At 64.0% G+C, this 17,470-nt stretch carries 13 protein-coding genes; 10 read left to right on the top strand and 3 right to left on the bottom strand.

Annotation, left to right across the window (positions count from 1 at the left end; translation table 11 throughout):
• The first annotated feature begins 120 nt into the window (after positions 1-120).
• The 3 genes from QCM77_RS03905 (at position 121) to QCM77_RS03895 (ending at position 3,786) form a co-directional block, all read left to right on the top strand.
• Positions 121-1,860, top strand: a complete 1,740-nt coding sequence (locus QCM77_RS03905; RefSeq protein WP_279683624.1) for an ATP-binding protein — start codon at positions 121-123, stop codon at positions 1,858-1,860.
• Between the two features lie 204 nt (positions 1,861-2,064).
• On the top strand, positions 2,065-2,646 hold the full coding sequence (locus QCM77_RS03900) for a peroxidase-related enzyme (RefSeq protein ID WP_279683623.1): 582 nt from the start codon (positions 2,065-2,067) through the stop codon (positions 2,644-2,646).
• A gap of 201 nt (positions 2,647-2,847) precedes the next feature.
• Positions 2,848-3,786 (top strand): hypothetical protein, encoded by a 939-nt coding sequence (locus QCM77_RS03895; protein ID WP_279683621.1) that lies wholly within the window; start codon positions 2,848-2,850, stop codon positions 3,784-3,786.
• A gap of 17 nt (positions 3,787-3,803) precedes the next feature.
• Here the strand turns inward: QCM77_RS03895 and QCM77_RS03890 are convergent, their stop codons facing one another.
• Positions 3,804-3,947 carry a hypothetical protein gene (locus QCM77_RS03890; protein WP_279662815.1) on the bottom strand — a complete coding sequence of 48 codons (144 nt, stop codon included), beginning with the start codon at positions 3,945-3,947 and terminating at the stop codon, positions 3,804-3,806.
• A gap of 154 nt (positions 3,948-4,101) precedes the next feature.
• On the bottom strand, positions 4,102-4,728 hold the full coding sequence (locus QCM77_RS03885) for a ParB-like protein (RefSeq protein WP_279683620.1): 627 nt from the start codon (positions 4,726-4,728) through the stop codon (positions 4,102-4,104).
• 272 nt (positions 4,729-5,000) lie between these two features.
• On the opposite strand from QCM77_RS03885, the gene QCM77_RS03880 reads away from it, so the two are divergent.
• The 6 genes from QCM77_RS03880 (at position 5,001) to QCM77_RS03855 (ending at position 9,829) form a co-directional block, all read left to right on the top strand.
• On the top strand, positions 5,001-5,342 hold the full coding sequence (locus QCM77_RS03880) for a hypothetical protein (protein WP_279662817.1): 342 nt from the start codon (positions 5,001-5,003) through the stop codon (positions 5,340-5,342).
• Positions 5,343-5,540: 198 nt separating this feature from the next.
• Positions 5,541-5,828, top strand: coding sequence for an acyl carrier protein (locus tag QCM77_RS03875; RefSeq protein ID WP_007592476.1), 288 nt, complete (start codon positions 5,541-5,543; stop codon positions 5,826-5,828).
• Between the two features lie 10 nt (positions 5,829-5,838).
• A complete protein-coding gene (locus tag QCM77_RS03870) occupies positions 5,839-6,309 on the top strand; it encodes a 3-hydroxyacyl-ACP dehydratase FabZ family protein (RefSeq protein ID WP_195798736.1) in 471 nt (156 codons plus the stop codon).
• Entirely contained in the window at positions 6,306-7,511 is a 1,206-nt protein-coding gene (locus tag QCM77_RS03865; protein ID WP_279662818.1) for a beta-ketoacyl-ACP synthase, read from the top strand. The genes QCM77_RS03870 and QCM77_RS03865 overlap by 4 nt, the downstream gene beginning before the upstream one ends.
• A 99-nt stretch (positions 7,512-7,610) precedes the next feature.
• Complete coding sequence (locus tag QCM77_RS03860) at positions 7,611-8,888, top strand: beta-ketoacyl-ACP synthase (protein ID WP_279683618.1); 1,278 nt, start codon at positions 7,611-7,613, stop codon at positions 8,886-8,888.
• A gap of 8 nt (positions 8,889-8,896) precedes the next feature.
• Entirely contained in the window at positions 8,897-9,829 is a 933-nt protein-coding gene (locus tag QCM77_RS03855; RefSeq protein WP_279662820.1) for a lipid A biosynthesis lauroyl acyltransferase, read from the top strand.
• Positions 9,830-10,049: 220 nt separating this feature from the next.
• Here the strand turns inward: QCM77_RS03855 and QCM77_RS03850 are convergent, their stop codons facing one another.
• Positions 10,050-11,786 (bottom strand): winged helix-turn-helix domain-containing protein, encoded by a 1,737-nt coding sequence (locus tag QCM77_RS03850; RefSeq protein ID WP_279662821.1) that lies wholly within the window; start codon positions 11,784-11,786, stop codon positions 10,050-10,052.
• A gap of 186 nt (positions 11,787-11,972) precedes the next feature.
• Here QCM77_RS03850 and QCM77_RS03845 point away from each other — a divergent pair, with 186 nt between their 5' ends.
• Positions 11,973-17,177 carry a beta strand repeat-containing protein gene (locus QCM77_RS03845; protein ID WP_279683616.1) on the top strand — a complete coding sequence of 1,735 codons (5,205 nt, stop codon included), beginning with the start codon at positions 11,973-11,975 and terminating at the stop codon, positions 17,175-17,177.
• The last annotated feature ends 293 nt before the right edge of the window (positions 17,178-17,470 follow it).

The following is a 17,470-nucleotide window of genomic DNA, read 5'->3' as shown; positions in this document are numbered from 1 at the left end:
GCGGCGCACCCGAATTATCACGGATTTAACGTAGCACCCGCCCCTGCCGTTTAACCGTTTGTCCAGCGACGGCCGCGCATAGTCCGGGCAAAGCCCTTGCTCTTGCTAGGTTCATTCATTGTGACATCCTTTGGACGCGTGATTTCGGTTCGCGGATCGCTCGCCCGGGTCGGGCTGCTGGCTGAAAGCCGGATGCCGGCCTCGGAAGTTCGGGCCACCGTCGGCCGTTTCGTCAGCATCCGCTGCGCCAGCTCGGTCATCGTCGCGATGATCACCGAGGTGTCCTGCGAGAACCTTTCGAGCAACGACAATTTGATCGCCATCGCCTCGGTCGACCTGCTCGGCGAAATCCTCAATGCCGCCGGCAAGGCCAAATTCCAGCGCGGCGTCACCAACTATCCGACCATCGGGGATTCCGTCGACCTGATCACGAGCCAGGAGCTGCGCACGATCTACGCGCCCACCGGCTCCGACCAGATCAATGTCGGCTTCCTTCAGCAGGACAGCTCCGTCGTCGCCTATGTCGACATCGAAGAAATGCTCTCCAAGCACTTTGCGGTGCTGGGATCGACCGGCGTCGGCAAATCGACCGGTGTGTCGCTGCTGCTCAACGAGATCCTCAAGGCACGCCCGAACCTGCGTATCTTCCTGCTCGATGTGCACAACGAATATGGCCGCTGCTTCGGCGACCGCGCGCTGGTGCTCAACCCGCGTAACCTGAAGCTGCCGTTCTGGCTGTTCAATTTCGAGGAAATCGTCGACGTGCTGTTCGGCGGCCGCGCCGGCGTGCCCGAGGAGCTCGACGTCCTCGCCGAGGTCATTCCACTCGCCAAGGGCGTCTACACCCAGTACCAGAACGCCGACCGCATTGGCCTGAAGCGCATCGATCCCAAGCAGATCGGTTACACCGTCGATACGCCGGTGCCCTATCGCCTGGTCGATCTGATGTCGCTGATCGACGAGCGCATGGGCAAGCTCGAGAACCGCTCCTCGCGCATCATCTATCACAAGCTGATCTCCCGCATCGAGGCGGTCCGCAACGACCCGCGCTACGCCTTCATGTTCGACAACGCCAATGTCGGCGGTGACACCATGGCCGAGGTGATCAGCCATCTGTTCCGCCTGCCGGCCAACGGCAAGCCGATGACGGTGATGCAGCTCGCCGGCTTCCCGGCCGAGGTCATCGATTCCGTCGTCTCGGTGCTCTGCCGCATGGCCTTCGACTTCGGCCTGTGGAGCGACGGCGTTTCGCCGATGCTGTTCGTCTGCGAAGAGGCTCACCGCTACGCCTCCGCCGATCGCAATGTCGGCTTCGGGCCGACCCGCAAGGCGGTGTCGCGCATCGCCAAGGAAGGCCGCAAATACGGCGTCTATCTCGGCCTCATCACCCAGCGTCCGGCCGAGCTCGACGCCACCATCATCTCCCAGTGCAACACGCTGTTCACGATGCGTCTTGCCAACGAACGCGACCAGGCGCTGCTGCGCGCCGCGGTGTCGGATGCGGCCGCGAACCTGCTCTCGTTCGTTCCCTCGCTCGGCACCCGCGAAGTGCTGGCGTTCGGCGAAGGTGTCGCGCTGCCGACGCGGCTTCGCTTCAAGGAGGTGCCGCCGCATCAGTTGCCGCGCGGCGAAGCCACCATCAGCAGCGTACCCTCAGTCACCTCCGGTCACGACATGCATTTCGTCGGCGCCGTGCTCGAGCGGTGGCGCGGCGCCACTTCGCAGCGCGACGTGCCGAACGACCCGGTGTTCTCGGCGCCGCCCGCGAAGACGCTCTCCAACGTCGAAGCCCCGATGTTGCAACCGTCGATGGGGCTGGACCCGGACCGCTTCTCGCTGCTGAAGAAGCCGCTGCGGTAAGGGGCGGACACCGCTTCCGCAAACTCCGCCGTCATGCCCGCGAAAGCGGGCATCCAGTACGCCGCGGCTTCTCCGTATCCCATCGCTGTCTCTGGAATACTGGATCGGCCGATTAAATCGGGCGATGACACTGAGTGTGTGGCACGTTGAGGCGAGCGCCAGCATCGACTAATGTTCAGTGCCCCCGATCCGGAAAACAAGCCAATGACAAAAACCGCCGCGCAACGCTTCCCCGCTCCCGCCCTCGACACGCTCCCCGACGATATCCGTACGCGGCTTCTCGCCGTGCAGGAGAAGAGCGGGTTCGTGCCGAACGTGTTTTTGACGCTGGCCTACCGCCCGGACGAGTTCCGCGCCTTCTTCGCCTATCACGACGCGCTGATGGAGAAGGACGGCGGCCTCACCAAGGCCGAGCGCGAGATGATCGTGGTCGCGACCTCGGCGGCCAATCAGTGCCAGTATTGCGTGATCGCGCATGGCGCGATCCTGCGTATCCGCGCCAAGAACCCGCTGATCGCCGACCAGATCGCGGTGAACTACCGCAAGGCCGACATCACGCCGCGGCAGAAGGCGATGCTCGACTTCGCGATGAAGGTCTCGGCCGATGCGCAACGCATCTCGGAAGAGGATTTCGCCGCACTTGCCCCGCACGGATTCAACGACGACGACATCTGGGACATCGCCGCAATTTCCGCCTTCTTCGCGCTGTCGAACCGGCTGGCGAATTTTACCGGCATGCGGCCGAATGACGAATTCTATCTGATGGGACGACTGCCAAAGAAATGACCGACTGCCGCGAGCGCGGTAAGGACCGGGTCGCCGACAAATGCAGCGGATGAGTTCCCGTTTGACGGGAACTCTGTGTTTTCGCAATCGCACACGTTTAATTAAGAATCTCACCCTCAACTAGCACAAACGCTTTGGCACAACTTGCGCAGTTTCCGTCACGGGAGACGCGGATGAGTCGTGCCTGTTGAGGGGCTTCTCATGAACGTGCGGGCATTTGTTGTCGCGACCTGTATTGGCACGGCATTCTTCGCGGCCGGATACGCGTGGAACTATCAGCCCGAGATCATCAACGCGAACGAGATATGGAGCATTTTCGAATCGGAGCATGGCAAGGCGCGGGCTGCCGTCTTACGCGTGCTCGTTGCGCCGAATTCAGCTCACTTCAACGGCCTGCGAACGATCGATGCAGACAAGGCAAGATACGTATGCGGCTCCGTAAAGGCGATGGATAAGGAGAGGCAGTATGTCGAGGCCGCGTTCGTTTACACCGTCGCGATCGATTTTGCCCGTATCGACGACGACGGCCGGATGACGTCGCAGCGCTCTCCGTTCAGGCCCTGCCCAGGCGCGGCCGATGACAAAATCGCCGACCAGAACGCGCTGATATCGCCAGGCGCGCTGTCGATGATCAAGACCGTCGAAAAAATCATCCCCAAGTCCAGCGGCGGAACGATGGAACAACAGCTTGGCCAGCTGGCCGGACAGACAGCGGCGGTGGCGCCAGGTTCGGCGGTCCCACGGAGATCGGCCGGCTCATCGGGTTCGGCAGCCTCAGCAGGGGCAGGATGGGCGCCAGTACGGCATTCAGGTTCGGGCGTGGAGGCGCGACAAGCAGATGAACTGAGGTGGCGTGTCGATCAGCCGCCGGCCGCATGGCCGAATTTCCCCTCGGACCATCCGCTGGCGAAATCGGCGCAGAAGCGGAGGAGCGCCGAGGCCTTGGCTTTCGCGAAAGATATCGAGGCTCGCTGGGAGGAAGCCAAATCATCCGGGGTTCCGGCCAAGCGTCCTTCGCCTGAGGAGATCAAGGAAGCATGCCGTGCGCTCCTTACGATAGATCCCACGGACAAGGATTATCCGCGGGCCTGGGCCGCCTTTGTGCGGTTGCGCAAAATCGACCGCGACGTTGCTGGTTGAACTGGCGTGAATCTGGACTAGCGCTTCGCCATCAACTCGAGCGCCGGGGCAAAGCGCTCTGAAAACGTCAATGTTTTGTCATGGTGAACTGCCGCGAACGATGCCGATATCCCGGCTGAAGCGACCACGAGCAGGGCAACGGCGAAAACCAGACGGCGCATTTCGGCCTCCTGTGTGAGCTCGACAACTCCAACAGATGGCACGGCTTTGTTTCAGCACGGCTTCGCGCGGACGGAAGATGGTTTCGCTCAAGAGGCTGTGATCAGATCCGGTTTGCGGAGCCGCATGCATGCCGTACTGACGTGAGCGTTGCGCCTAATCATCCTCCACCGGTCCGCACCAGCCGGGCAGATAGATCGCATCCTTGCTCTTGGCTGAGGACATCGCCTTCTCGAGCGACTTGTCGAAATCGGCATCCACCGCCTTGCGCGACAGTTTTCGGCGCAGATAGTCGGCCCACAGGAATTCGGAGAACGGCGTGGTGTCCTTGGCGAAGCCGCCCATCCGGCGCAGCTCGCCGGCAAGGCTCCGGAACGGATCGTCCTTGAGATCGACCACCGATTTCGGCAAATCGCGGAACGGCCGCCTCTCGCCCTTGGCGTCGTAGGGATAGACCCAGCGCTTGTTGTCCATCACGCCCCAGAACGCCTCGCGCTCGACCATCCTGAGATCACCGACGACGGTGACCAGCACCTGCTTGATGCCCTCGTCATGCAGCGCGCGGCCAAGATGATGATGGTCGATCACGTAGTAGCGCTCGTCAGGTCCGTGGACGACGGGGATCATGTGGGTGCCGAGCAGATCGGCCTGCTTCTTCTTGTCGTGCTCGCGCCAGCGCTTGCGCTTCTCCTTGACCTCGCGCATGCCGACCGTCATCTGCGTCGGCCGAAGCGACAGGATCGGCACCGGATGCACTCTCGGCTCGCGCGTGTTGGTGGTCATGGTCGAAGGCCCTTCACATGGATGCAACTGGGGGGTTCAGGTTCCCTGGACTATGCCATGGGCATAGCGCCGGCAAAATGCATTCGGCTGGGCGGGGAGATATTGCAACGCAACCCCTGCATGCCCCGGACGACGACGGTTCCGTGATCAATTCGCAAGCCCAAGCAAGATAGTGCGAATGCGCAATGCACGTGTGCGTTGAGAAGATTTTCTGCAACCCGTTCACCACGTATGCTATCTAAAAATCGCTGCTTCGGAGTGATCCCTGCACCATGAAAACCCAGCGGCCCATAAGCTCGGATGACGAGCACCGGGTGCTCCAGTTCAGGCCGCGCACCTCGCCTTCTCCGACGGCCTACCGGGGCAACGGTACCGTGCAGGAATTGCGCGTCGCGCCGGAGCCGCTCGACCTGTCGCGCTACGAGCGGGCCCGCACCGAACCGGACGATTTCCGCCATCGCATGCTCGCCAACATCGCGGCGCTGGCCTTCACCATCGCGCTGACCGCAATCGGCATCTGGCTTGCGGTGAGCATCGCCGACTTGCGCCGGACCCAGGATTGCGTGCTGATGGGCCGCCGCGACTGCGTCAAGATCACCACGCCGCACATCTAGGCCCGGCCTCCCAGGCCGAACGCCCGCCGACGGCATCCCCACCCCTGTCCGGCTCCATTGAACTCAGGGCGGCGCTCCGATATACGGGCTTTCGACCCGGCCAGAGGGGGGTTGAGGGCGTCATCAGGGCGCGATGCCCACCCACCGTTCCACTCTGGAACATCTGACAAATATCAGCAATATATCAAAGGCTTAGTGATGTCCTCCACATTCGATCAGGTCGCTACGATCATCGCTGAAACCTGCGACATCCCGCGCGACACGATCACGCCGGATAGCCACGCCATCGATGATCTCGGCATCGACAGCCTTGATTTCCTGGACATCGCGTTCGCGATCGACAAGCAATTCGGTATCAAGCTGCCGCTGGAAAAGTGGACCCAGGAGGTCAACGACGGCAAGGCGACCACCGAGCAGTATTTCGTGCTGAAAAACCTGTGCGCCCGCATCGACGAACTGGTTGCGGCCAAGGGCGCGAGCGCCTAAGCGCGCGGTCATGCAACTTGAATACTTCCACATGATCGATCGCATCGTCGACCTCAAGGTCGACGAGAAGACGATCGTCGTCGAGGCCCAGGTTCCGCAGGAGAGCACCATCTTCGAGGGGCACTTCCCGGGCTATCCCTTGATGCCGGGCGTGCTCCTGATCGAATCGATGGCGCAGGCCTCGGGCTTCCTCCTGCTTGGCGTCTTGAAGTTCGAGCGCATGCCGATTCTCGCCGCCGTGAAGGAAGCCAAGGTACGCGGCTCGGTGTTTCCGGGCGACCTCATGACGCTTGAGGCGAGCGTGGCCCATGAGGGCTCGGGCTATGCCATGACCGAAGCCAAGATCCGGGTCGGCGGCAAGCTGCGCGCGAATTCGACACTCACCTTCACTCTGATCCCCTTCCCCAATTCGGATATGCGCGGATACATGGACGCGGTCGCCAAGCGCGTCGGCTTTCCGCAACAGGCCGTATCGCCATGACTGACACCGCTTCGAAGCCCGGCCAGACGGAAGTCTGGATCACCGGCATTGGTCTCGCCACCTCGCTCGGCGAGGGCCTCGACGCCAACTGGGCCGCGCTTCAGGAGAAGCGCATCAATGTCGACGAGAAGGGCTTTGCGCCCTACATCGTGCATCCCCTGATGCCTGTTACCTTCGACAGCCAGATCCCGAAGAAGGGCGACCAGCGCCAGATGGAAGCCTGGCAGCGCATCGGCACCTATGCGGCCGGGCTTGCGCTCGACTCCGCCGGGATCAAGGGCAACAAGGACATCCTGTCGAAGATCGACATGGTGGTCGCCGCCGGCGGCGGCGAGCGCGATCTCAACGTCGACACCGGCGTGCTCACGGCCGAGGCCAAGGGCGCCAACGCGCCCGGCTTCCTCAACGAGCGGCTGATGAGCGATCTCAGGCCGACGCTGTTTTTGGCCCAGCTCTCCAACCTGCTCGCCGGCAACATCGCCATCGTGCACGGCTTAGGGGGCACCTCGCGCACCTTCATGGGCGAAGAGGTTGCGGGCGCCGATGCCGCGCGCATCGCGCTGTCGCGCATCGCCTCGGGCGAGAGCGACATTGCGCTGATCGGCGGCTCGCACAATGGCGAGCGCAAGGACCTGATGGTCCTCTACGAATTCGGCGACTTCAATTTGAAGGACAAGTTCGCACCCGTGTGGGCGCGCAAGGACCACGCCGGCTTCGCGCTCGGCTCGGCCGGCGCTTTCCTCGTGCTGGAGTCCAGGGCGCATGCGGAAGCACGCGGCGCAAAGCCGTTCGCAAAGCTGTCGAGCGTCGTTGCCGACCTCGCCCGGCGCAAGAGCCCCGGCGACATGGCCGCGACGCTGGAGAAGCTTTGGGCGAAGTTGCCAAAGCGCGACGGCAAGGGTGCGATCATATCCGGTGCGACCGGCGCGGAGCCCGCCACGAGCGAAGAGCGCGGCTTCCTGAAGGGCCACGCCGAGTTCCCGGTGCGCTCGACCGGCACGATGTTCGGCCACACTATGGAAACGCAATTCCCACTCGGCATTGCGCTCGCGGCGCTGTCGATCTCGCGCGGCGCGCTGTTTCCGCCGAACGATTCCACGGGCACCGAGATTGAAATGCAGGGAGCGCCCACCCAGATTGTGGTGGTGGGGGCCGGACACTGGCGCGGCGAAGGCATGGCACTGGTCGAGGCAGTAAGTTAAAGCGCGTTGCGCTTTGGCAGGTTATTGTTTGAGCATGATCTTCTCGGAAAACCGCATCACACTTTTCCGGATCATGCTTTAGTTCAAGCGGGGATCGACATGACTGCACCACGCGACAAACTCGGGCGTCCCGTCGTCGTCGTCACGGGCATGGGCATCATGACCTCGCTCGGCAACGGCAAGGCCGACAATTGGGCGAAGCTCGTCGCGGGCGAATCCGGCATCCGCACCATCACGCGCTTTCCGGTCGACGGCCTGAAGACCACGATGGCCGGCACGGTGGATTTCGTCAGCGTCGATCCGTTCTCCTCCACCGGCCTGTCCGAGCGGATGGCCGAGCTGGTGACGCAGGAAGCGCTGGACCAGGCCGGCATCGGCGCCAAGGCGGATTTCCCGGGTCCCCTCTTCCTTGCGGTCGCACCGGTCGAGGTCGAATGGCCGCAGCGCCGCGAGCTCGGCCGCGCCGTCGGCAAGCCCGACTTCAACTATGACGATCTGCTGCGCATCTCCGGCGGCGGCAAATACAGCGCCTATCATCACCGCTTCATGTTCGGCTCGGTCGCGGCCCACCTCGCCGAGACCTTCGGCACCAAGGGCTCGCCGATCTCGCTGTCGACGGCCTGCGCTTCGGGCGCGACCTCGATCCAGCTCGGCGTCGAGGCGATCCGCCGCGGCGAGACCGACGCCGCGCTGTGCGTGGCGACCGACGGCACCGTGAATCCGGAAGCGCTGGTGCGCTTCTCGCTGCTCTCGGCGCTATCGACCCAGAACGATCCGCCGCAGGCGGCCTCCCGCCCCTTCTCCAAGAACCGCGACGGCTTTGTCATGGCCGAAGGCGCCGGCGCCCTCGTGCTCGAAAGCTACGAAGCCGCAACGGCACGTGGCGCAAAAATCCTCGGCGTGATCGCCGGCTGCGGCGAGCTCACCGATTCCTTCCATCGCACCCGCTCTTCGCCCGACGGCAAGCCGATCATCGGCTGCATGAACAAGACCCTGGCCGATGCCGGCATGACGCCTGACCAGATCGACCACATCAACGCGCACGGCACCGCGACGCCCGAGAACGACAAGATGGAGTACAATACGACATCGGCCGTGTTCGGCGAGCTCGTCTCGAAGATTCCGGTCACCTCCAACAAGTCGATGGTCGGTCACACCATCTCGGCTGCCGGCGCGGTCGAGGCCATCTTCTCGCTGCTGACCCTGGAGCATCAGCGCATCCCGCCGACGATCAACTACGACAATCCGGATCCCACGATCCTGTTCGACGTTGTCGGCAACAAGGCGCGCGACGCCCGCGTCACCGCTGTCATGTCGAACTCGTTCGGCTTCGGCGGCCAGAACGCCTCGCTGATCCTGACCCGCGAACCGGCCTGACCGGACGCATGGCGCTGCTTCCTGCGAGCATCAAGGCCCGCGCACGGGAGGCTGCCAAGTCGATCGGTGGAGGCCTGATCGGTGCCGCCACCGTCGGCATGCTGCGCACTACGCGCTATTTCGATCCGGCCAAGACCTCCGATTTCTTCGCACGCGTGACCAAGACGATCGGCCCGCGCCTGCGCGAGCATCGTATCGGTCGCGCCAATCTCACCGCAGCGTTTCCGGAGAAGTCGCCCGAAGAAATCGAACAGATCCTGATGGGCGTGTGGGACAATCTCGGCCGCGTCGGCGCCGAATTCGCCCATATGGACCATGTCTGGGATTATGACCGCGACTATCCGGAGAACAGCCGGATCGAATTGCCGAAGCGCAGCATCGAGCTGTTCGACCGCATCCGGGACGACGGCAAGCCGGCGCTGATCTTCGCCGCGCATCTGGCCAATTGGGAATTGCCGGCGCTCGCCGCCGTCGCGCACGGCCTCGATGCCGCCATCCTCTACCGCCGTCCGAACATCGCATCCGCCGACCGCATCATCCAGGAGATGCGCCAGGTCAACATGGGCACGCTGATCCCGGCGGGCCGCGACGCGCCGCTGCGGCTCGCGCAGGCGCTCAAGGACGGCAAGCACGTCGCCATGCTGATCGACCAGTACCTGACCGGCGGTGTCGAGGTCACCTTCTTCGGCCGCAAGACCCGCGCTAATCCGATGCTGGCCCGCCTGCTGCGCCAGATCGAATGCCCGATCCACGGCGTCCGCATCATCCGCCTGCCCGGCGGCCGCTTCACGGCCGAGCTCACCGAAGAGGTCCCGCCGGTGCGCGATGCCGACGGCAAGATCGACATCCAGGGCACGACGCAGGCGGTCACGAGCGTGGTGGAAGGCTGGGTGCGCGAGCATCCGGAGCAGTGGCTGTGGCTGCACCGGCGGTGGCGCTGATTTGCTTCGTCATTGCGAGCCACCGGGTCCGCGCGAAGCGCGGCCCGATGACAGGCTCCGCGAAGCAATGACGAGATTCTTGGCACGCAGCACCCACCTCCTCGTTGTCATCGCCCGCGAAGGCGGGCGATCCAGTACGCCGCGGCGGCTCGATTCCAGCCGCGCCGCCTCGGAGTACTGGATGCCCCGCCTTCGCGGGGCATGACAGCGACTTGTCGCCTCACTGCTCCGGCAGACCCGCCTCGACCTCGGCCTCAACGACGCGATCCCAGGCTGCGATACACACCGGACTTGCGTTCTTCATCGGCTGCCCGACGTTGAGCCTGGTCGTGCCGGGGCGCAGCCTCAGTCCCTCCGCGATCGCCGCCCTCGCCTCCTCGAACCGGCCCGATCTCTGGTAGGCGGCGGCAAGCAGCAGATGCGAGCGCCCGGTCGCCGGCGTAACGGCGATCGAACGTTGCAACCACGGCAGCGCCTCCTCGTCGCGTCCCATCAGGACATTTGCCATGCCCGCACCAAGCAGCCAGGTCCAGCGCGAGGCCGGCGGCGTGTCGTAACGATCGGCTTGCTGGAATGTCGCGAGCGCATCGTCGAAGCGGCCGAGATAGATTTGGCCTAAGCCGATCAGATAGAGCGCAGAGCCGTTCCACGGATCGAAGCTCAAGGCCTTGGCGCAGGTGACGAGACTTTCTACGAAATGATTGGTCGCGCTGAGGAAGCGGCAATGGGCCTCGAGCACCGGAATCGAATTCGGCTTCGACCGCAGCGCCTGCTCGAGCGTCGCATTGGCCCTGGCCTCGACCGCGACCGCCTCCTCCGGGCTGAACCAGACCATCTGGATGCCGCGCAACTGGAGCGAGGCGAGCGCAACCGCGATGTCGAGATTATCAGGATCGTCGGTGAGCGCCTTTTGCAGCATGGCCTGCGCCGCGCCAAAGCGCTCGCGCGTGGTCTGGTTGATCGATGCGAGCGCCTGCTCGACGGCCACCTTGCCGCCGCCCGCCGACGATTTGCGAGCTCGGGACGGCGCAGCACTCGGCTCCAGAATCTCGTTGAGGTGGCGCGCGAGCACATGACCCGCGCCGGCGACGAGCCGGGACTGCGCAAGCTGCGCGCCGGCCTCGTCAGCGTTGGCCGACGCCGCGACGACCGACTGGACCTCGCCAGTGGCGGCCTTGATGATGCGCGTGCGCAGCGTCCAGGACTGATCGCCGCGCTCCAATTCGCCGCGCAGCTCGTAGTCGGATGATGCGGTGGAGGCAGCGGCGCTGTCGTCGCCGGCGACCGCCAATCGTGGCGCAACCACGCTGATGTTCTGGATCTTGGCAAAACCATCCGTAAGGCGGGCGGTGAGCTCGGCGGCCATCACCGCGCCGCGCGGGTCGTTGCTGGCATCAACGATTGGCGTCACCGCGAGCCGCGGCGGTGTCCGCCTGAACAGGAGATCCGGCTTCAGCACGGGCGCGGCAACCGCAAGCCCCATGACGATCACACAGAGCCCGGCCACGGCAGCGACCGTTGCCTGCCGGCTCAAACCGAACATGGCGCGCTGGGGCCTCACGGGGACCGCGACGATCCCGGCAGGCAGCCGGGGCACGACCTCCCCGGTCGGGTCCGGCCGCGTCTCTTCGGCCTGCGCCAGCCCGGCAGCGGGCGCAGCCACAACCTCCGTCGCCAGCAAATAGCCGCCGCCGGAGGCGAGCTTGATCAGCTGCCGCCGCTCGTCATGAAGCGCGGTACGAAGCTCGCGGATGCATTGGAACAGGCTGTCCTCGCCGACATGGACGTTCGGCCAGACCGCCTCCATCAGCTCCTGCTTGCTCAACACCCGGCCGCCGCTGGCGGCGAACAACCGCAGCATCTCGAGCGTCTTGGGCCGGAGCTTGATCGGCGTGCCATCGGCCCCGCGCAGCTCGGCGCGCTGCTGGTCCAGCTCGAAGCCGGCGAAACGAAGCAAGCTATCCCCCAAAGCGTCTCTCAAGGCGGCTCATATAGCGGAAGTCTGCCGAAAATACCCGAAAATCGGGTCTGAAACGGAAATATCAGAAACTTTCAGAAAGTAGCCAACCCCTTATCAGGACACCCCTCCGCCCCGATGCGATGAATCCAGTTGAGGACTCGGGACCGCGTGCTGGGGGAAGTGGTGAGGACGGGGAAAGATTGTTTCAGGGCGACCCGCCGGCTGCGGGCCGGACTCCTGACATCGTCGGCGCTGGCCTTGGCCTGGGCGCTGCCGGCGACGCCGTCACGCGCGCAGGACGCCACCTGGCGCACCTCTCCCATTAGCGTTTCGTATGACGATGGGAGCAACTGGGACACCGGGAGCGTCCCTTCCGGCACCGCCTACTTTGGCACGTCAAACACGCCATCCCTGTCTATTGGCAGCAACACCTCGGTCGGCGGCTGGACCTTCAATGCAGGCGCCTCGAACTACCTCATCCAGAGCGCCAGTCCCGGGCTCACTTTCACGGGCGCAGGCATCGTCATCAATGGCGGCAGCCTCAACTTCACCACCAGCGTCAGCTCGGTAACCACCTTCCAGAATTCCAGCTCTGCCGGCACCGCCACGATCGGTAATGTGGGCTTGATGGTTTTCGCGAACAACAGCACCGCCGCTGGCGCTTCGGTGTCCAACGGAGGTATCCTGACCTTCCAGGACAACAGCACCGCCGCCAACGCTGTCATTACCAACAACTATATAATGGGCTTCGTCGGCTCGAGCACGGCCGGTAACGCCGTCATCACCAACAACACCTTGCTGAATTTTGACGGCACCAGCACTGCCGGTAACGCGACCATCACCAACAACAGCGGTGGACGCACCACTTTCAACGATAACAGCACCGCCGGCAACGCCACGATCATCATCAACAGTGGCGGACTCCTCTCCTTCTACGGCAACAGCACGACCGGCAACGCGACCATCATCATCAACAATGCCGGGGGCAACATCTATTTTTCAGGAACGGGCCCCGCTGGTGACGGCAAGCTCTCGGTCCAGTCGCTCACAGGTGCCGGCACCTCCTATCTCGATTTCATCGAGCTGACGCTGGGCTCCAACAACCAATCGAGCGAGGTGAGCGGCGTGATCACCGGCACCGGCTCGCTGGTCAAGGCCGGTTCGGGCACGCTGACGCTGTCGGGCGGGAACAGCTATGTCGGCGGCACCACGGTCACTGGCGGAACTCTCCAGCTCGGTACACTCGCCAATACCGGCTCCATCATCGGCACGGTTGACGTCCGCGCCGGAACCACACTCAACCTCATCAACAGCGATGGCAACGGCATGGCCGTCACCGCAGATGCCGGCAGCACGGTGGACTTCTCGAACTCTGCGGGTCCCGCCGGCGATCACAGGCAGACGGTCGGCTCGATCGCAGGCGCCGGCAGCTACCTCATCGGCGCCAACGAGCTCACTGTTGGCTCCAAAGGTCTACCGACCGAGGTGAGCGGCGTGATCTCCGGCATCGGCGGCTCGCTGGTCAAGATCGGCGCGGGTACGATGACGCTGACGGCAGCGAACACGTATACGGGCGGTACCACGGTCAACGGCGGCACGCTCCAGCTTGGCACCCTCGCCAGAGCCGGATCGGTCGTCGGCGCGATCAGCGTCGGCGCCGGAGGCGCGCTCAGCATCGTGAACACCGGCGTGATTTCCAGCATTTCGAACGCCGGATTCACGTCCTACAGCAACGGGATGTCGGCCGGAAGCACCGCGATCACCAACAGCGGAACACTCGAGTTCGCCGATAGGACAACGGCCGGCAGCGCTCAGATCACCTCCACCGGCACCGTGAATTTCCGGAGCACCAGCTCGGCCGGCAACGCGACGCTGACGATCAACGGCGGTACCGCCAATTTCTACGACACGAGCACCGCTGGCAGCGCGACCATCACCGTCAATGGTTCATCTCAGTTGCAGTTCAACGGCAATAGTAGCGCCGGCAACGCAACGATCACGAACAATGCCACGACCATCTTTACGATTGGAAGCAGTGCCGGCAGTGCCACCATCAACAACAGCGGTAGTTTGACTTTCGAATACTATAGCACAGCCGGCAATGCCGCCATCACCAACACCAGCGCGACAGCATTGACTCAGTTCTCCTCAATTGGACCTGCCCATGACGGTGTGATCAGCGTCGGTTCGATCGCCGGCGAAGGCACTTTTCTTGTGTACGGCTCGTGGCTCAAGGTCGGTGGCAACAATGCGTCGACCGTCGTGAGCGGGACCATCTCGGTACACGGCGACCTAGAGAAGGTCGGCACGGGCACCCTGACGCTGACCGGGACAGCCACATTTTCCAACGCCAGTGGCTCCACCTCCACCACATTCGTCAGCGGCGGCACGCTTCAGCTCGGCAACGCCAGCACGGCCGCCACATTCGGTGGCGAATCCATCAGCGTTGGCTCCGGCGGAACACTCGATGTCGTCAACACCGGTCCCCTCAATAATCTTTACCAACTGACAAACGCCGGATCCACGATCTTCCGCAACAGCACCGGCATCGACAGCAATTACAGCACCACCATCAGCAATACCGGCACCTTGTCTTTCCTCGATACCAGCACGGCCGGTACCGCCTATATCGACAACAATGGCACGCTGGCCTTCAGCGACCACAGCTCGGCCGGCGTCGCAACGATCAACAACTACGCTGGCCACACCCTGAGCTTCAACGGTTCAAGCACAACCAGCAGCGCCGCCATCACCAACGATGGCACCCTGTTCTTCAACAATTCGAGCGCGGCCGGAAGCGCAATCATCACCAACAACCACACCGCATACTTCAACGACTCGAGCACGGCGGGAAGCGCAAGCATCACCAACAACATTGGCGGCACCGTAGTCTTCGACGACATGACGACGGCAGGAAGCGCTGGCATCACCAGCAGCGGCACGATTTATTTCTACAGCCACAGCACGGCCAGCAGCTCGACCATCACCAACAACGGCAATATCGAGTTCTGGGCCAACAGCACAGCCGAAACGGCCACGATCGTGAACAACGGCCCCCATCTATGGTTCACCCAGAACTCCAGTGCCGGCAACGCGACGATCACCAACGCCGGCACCGGCACGTTCGAATTCCACGACACCAGTACCGCGGGCAGTGCGACCATCAACAACAACGGCCAGATGCAGTTCATCGAGGGCTCGACGGCCGGCAACGCCAGCATCACCAACAATCATCAACTGACGTTCGACGACAACGCCACGGCCGGCAGCTCCACTATCACCAACAACCAACAGCTCCGGTTCACCTCCTCCGCCACGGCCGGCACCGCCACCATTACCAACAACAACCAGCTGACCTTCGACGCCTACGCCAGAGCCGGCAACGCCATCATCATCAACAGCGGCAACGTGCTGTTCGACGGCGACTCGACGCCCGACAACGCGCAGCTCACCAATGTCGCGCCCAGCGCCGTCATCAATTTTTACACCCCCGGCCTGAACAGCGACGGCAAGATCAGCGCCGGCTCAATCGCCGGCAACGGCCGCTTCGACCTCAACGGCGCAGAACTGACGGTTGGCGGCAACAATCTGTCGACCGTTGTCACCGGAGTGCTCACCGGCGACGGAAGCATCACCGGAACATCGCTGGTCAAGGTCGGCACCGGCACGCTGACGCTCGCGGGCATCAACACCTATACCGGCGCCACCACGGTCGACGGCGGCACGCTTGCGGTGAACGGTTCGATCGCGTCATCGAGCAGCGTCACCGTGAACAGCGGTGGCGCGCTCGGCGGCACCGGCATCGTCGGCAACACCACGATTGCGAGCGGCGGCACGCTGGCGCCTGGCAATTCGATCGGCACGCTCACCGTCAGCGGCAACCTCACCTTCAGTGCCGGCAGCTCCTACACGGTCGAGGTCTCCACGACCGCGGCCGACCGCACCAATGTCACGGGGACCGCGACGCTCACTGGCGCCACCGTACAGGCGGTGGCGATCCCCGGCAGCTTCCGCGGCCAGACCTACACCATTCTCACGGCGACCGGCGGCCTCGGTAGAACGCAATTCGCAGGGCTGAGCGTCAGCGGCACGTTCAGCCCTGCCCGCAATCCGCACCTCACCTACGACCTCGACAACGTCTATCTCGTGCTCGATCCCGGCAAGATCGTGCTGCCGGGGGGCACGAGCGGCAACCAGACCAGCGTCGCCGGCGGCATCAACAAGGCGGTCGAAGGCGGCGCTACGCCGCCGGCCGGGTTCGACGTGCTGCTCAACATGAGCGATGCGCAGCTCGCCCGGGCGCTCAACCAGGTCTCCGGTCAGCCGGGCGCCGCGAGCACGCAAGCCGCCTTCAACGCCATGCAGCAATTTTTGGGCATGCTCGACCCCTTTGGCGGCGGCACGGACGGCGAGCGCGGCGGGACCTCCGGCGACGGCGGTACGCTGGGCTACGCTTCCACCAGCCCGCGCGACGCCAAGGTGCGCGAGGCCTATGCCGCGGTGACGCCGCGCGACGTCAGCGGCGATGTCATCGACCGGCGCTGGGGCGTGTGGGCCTCCGGCTATGGCGGCGCCAGCACGTTGAACGGCAGCACCGCAGCCGGCTCGAGCACCACCACCAGCCGCATCTACGGCACCGTGGTCGGTGCCGACTATCGCGTCTCGCCAAATACGCTGGTCGGCTTTGCGCTCGGCGGCGCCGGCTACAATTTCTCGCTGTCCGATAGCCTCGGCAGCGGCCGCGCCGATCTGTTCCAGGCCGGCCTCTATGCCCGCCACAATCTTGGCCCGGCGTATCTCTCGGCTGCCCTCGCCTATGGCTGGCAGGACGTCACCACCGACCGCACCGTGACGGTGTCAGGCACCGACAGGCTGACTGCGAACTTCAAGGCGAGCACCTTTGCCGGCCGCCTCGAAACAGGCTGGCGCTTCGCGCCCATTCCTGCCTCCACCTTCGGCGTAACGCCCTACGCGGCCGTGCAAGCCACGACCTTCCATTTGCCCGGTTACGGCGAGACCGCGCTCGTCGGCAGCAACCAGTTCGCGCTGTCCTACACCTCGCAGGACACGACGAACGTCCGTACCGAGCTCGGCACGCGCACCGACCAACGCTTCCTCGTCAACGACGGCCTGCTCACCTTGCGCGGCCGGCTTGCCTGGGCGCATGACACCAACACCAACCGCTTCGTGAACGCAGCCTTCCAGACGCTCCCCGGCGCCGCCTTCGCGGTCAGCGGCGCGCAACCGGCGGCCGACTCCGCACTCGTCGGCGGCCGCGCGGAGATGAGATGGAGGAACGGTCTCTCGCTCGCGGGCACGGTCGAGGGCGAGTTCTCCCGGAGCACGCAGACCTATACCGGCAAGGGGACGGTGCGTTATGAGTGGTAGGCGGCGCCCTGCTCTCGCGATGCTTCGCAGGGAAAGCGGTGTTTGGAGCTGATGGCGACGATGCCATTCTGCCAGTGTTTTGCCCGACGTGTCAAAGAACCGGAGGCTGATGAGGTCAATGCGGACTCGGCTGTCCATGCCTGATTTCGTGCTGCTCGCACGCGGCCTCAATTCGTTGCGCCCGGGCGGCGATTAAGCCAAGCCGCACCAGGGCTTAAACACCGTCACCGCCGGCAACGCAGCGGAGGCGTTTCTACTGTGCATGGGGTTGTTTTGCAGAATTTAGTTTTGGG

The sequence above is a fragment of the Bradyrhizobium nivariense genome (assembly GCF_029846695.2).
Classification (GTDB): domain Bacteria; phylum Pseudomonadota; class Alphaproteobacteria; order Rhizobiales; family Xanthobacteraceae; genus Bradyrhizobium.
The sequence above is the reverse complement of the archived record's forward strand: the minus strand, read 5'-3'. Positions and strand labels throughout refer to the sequence as shown.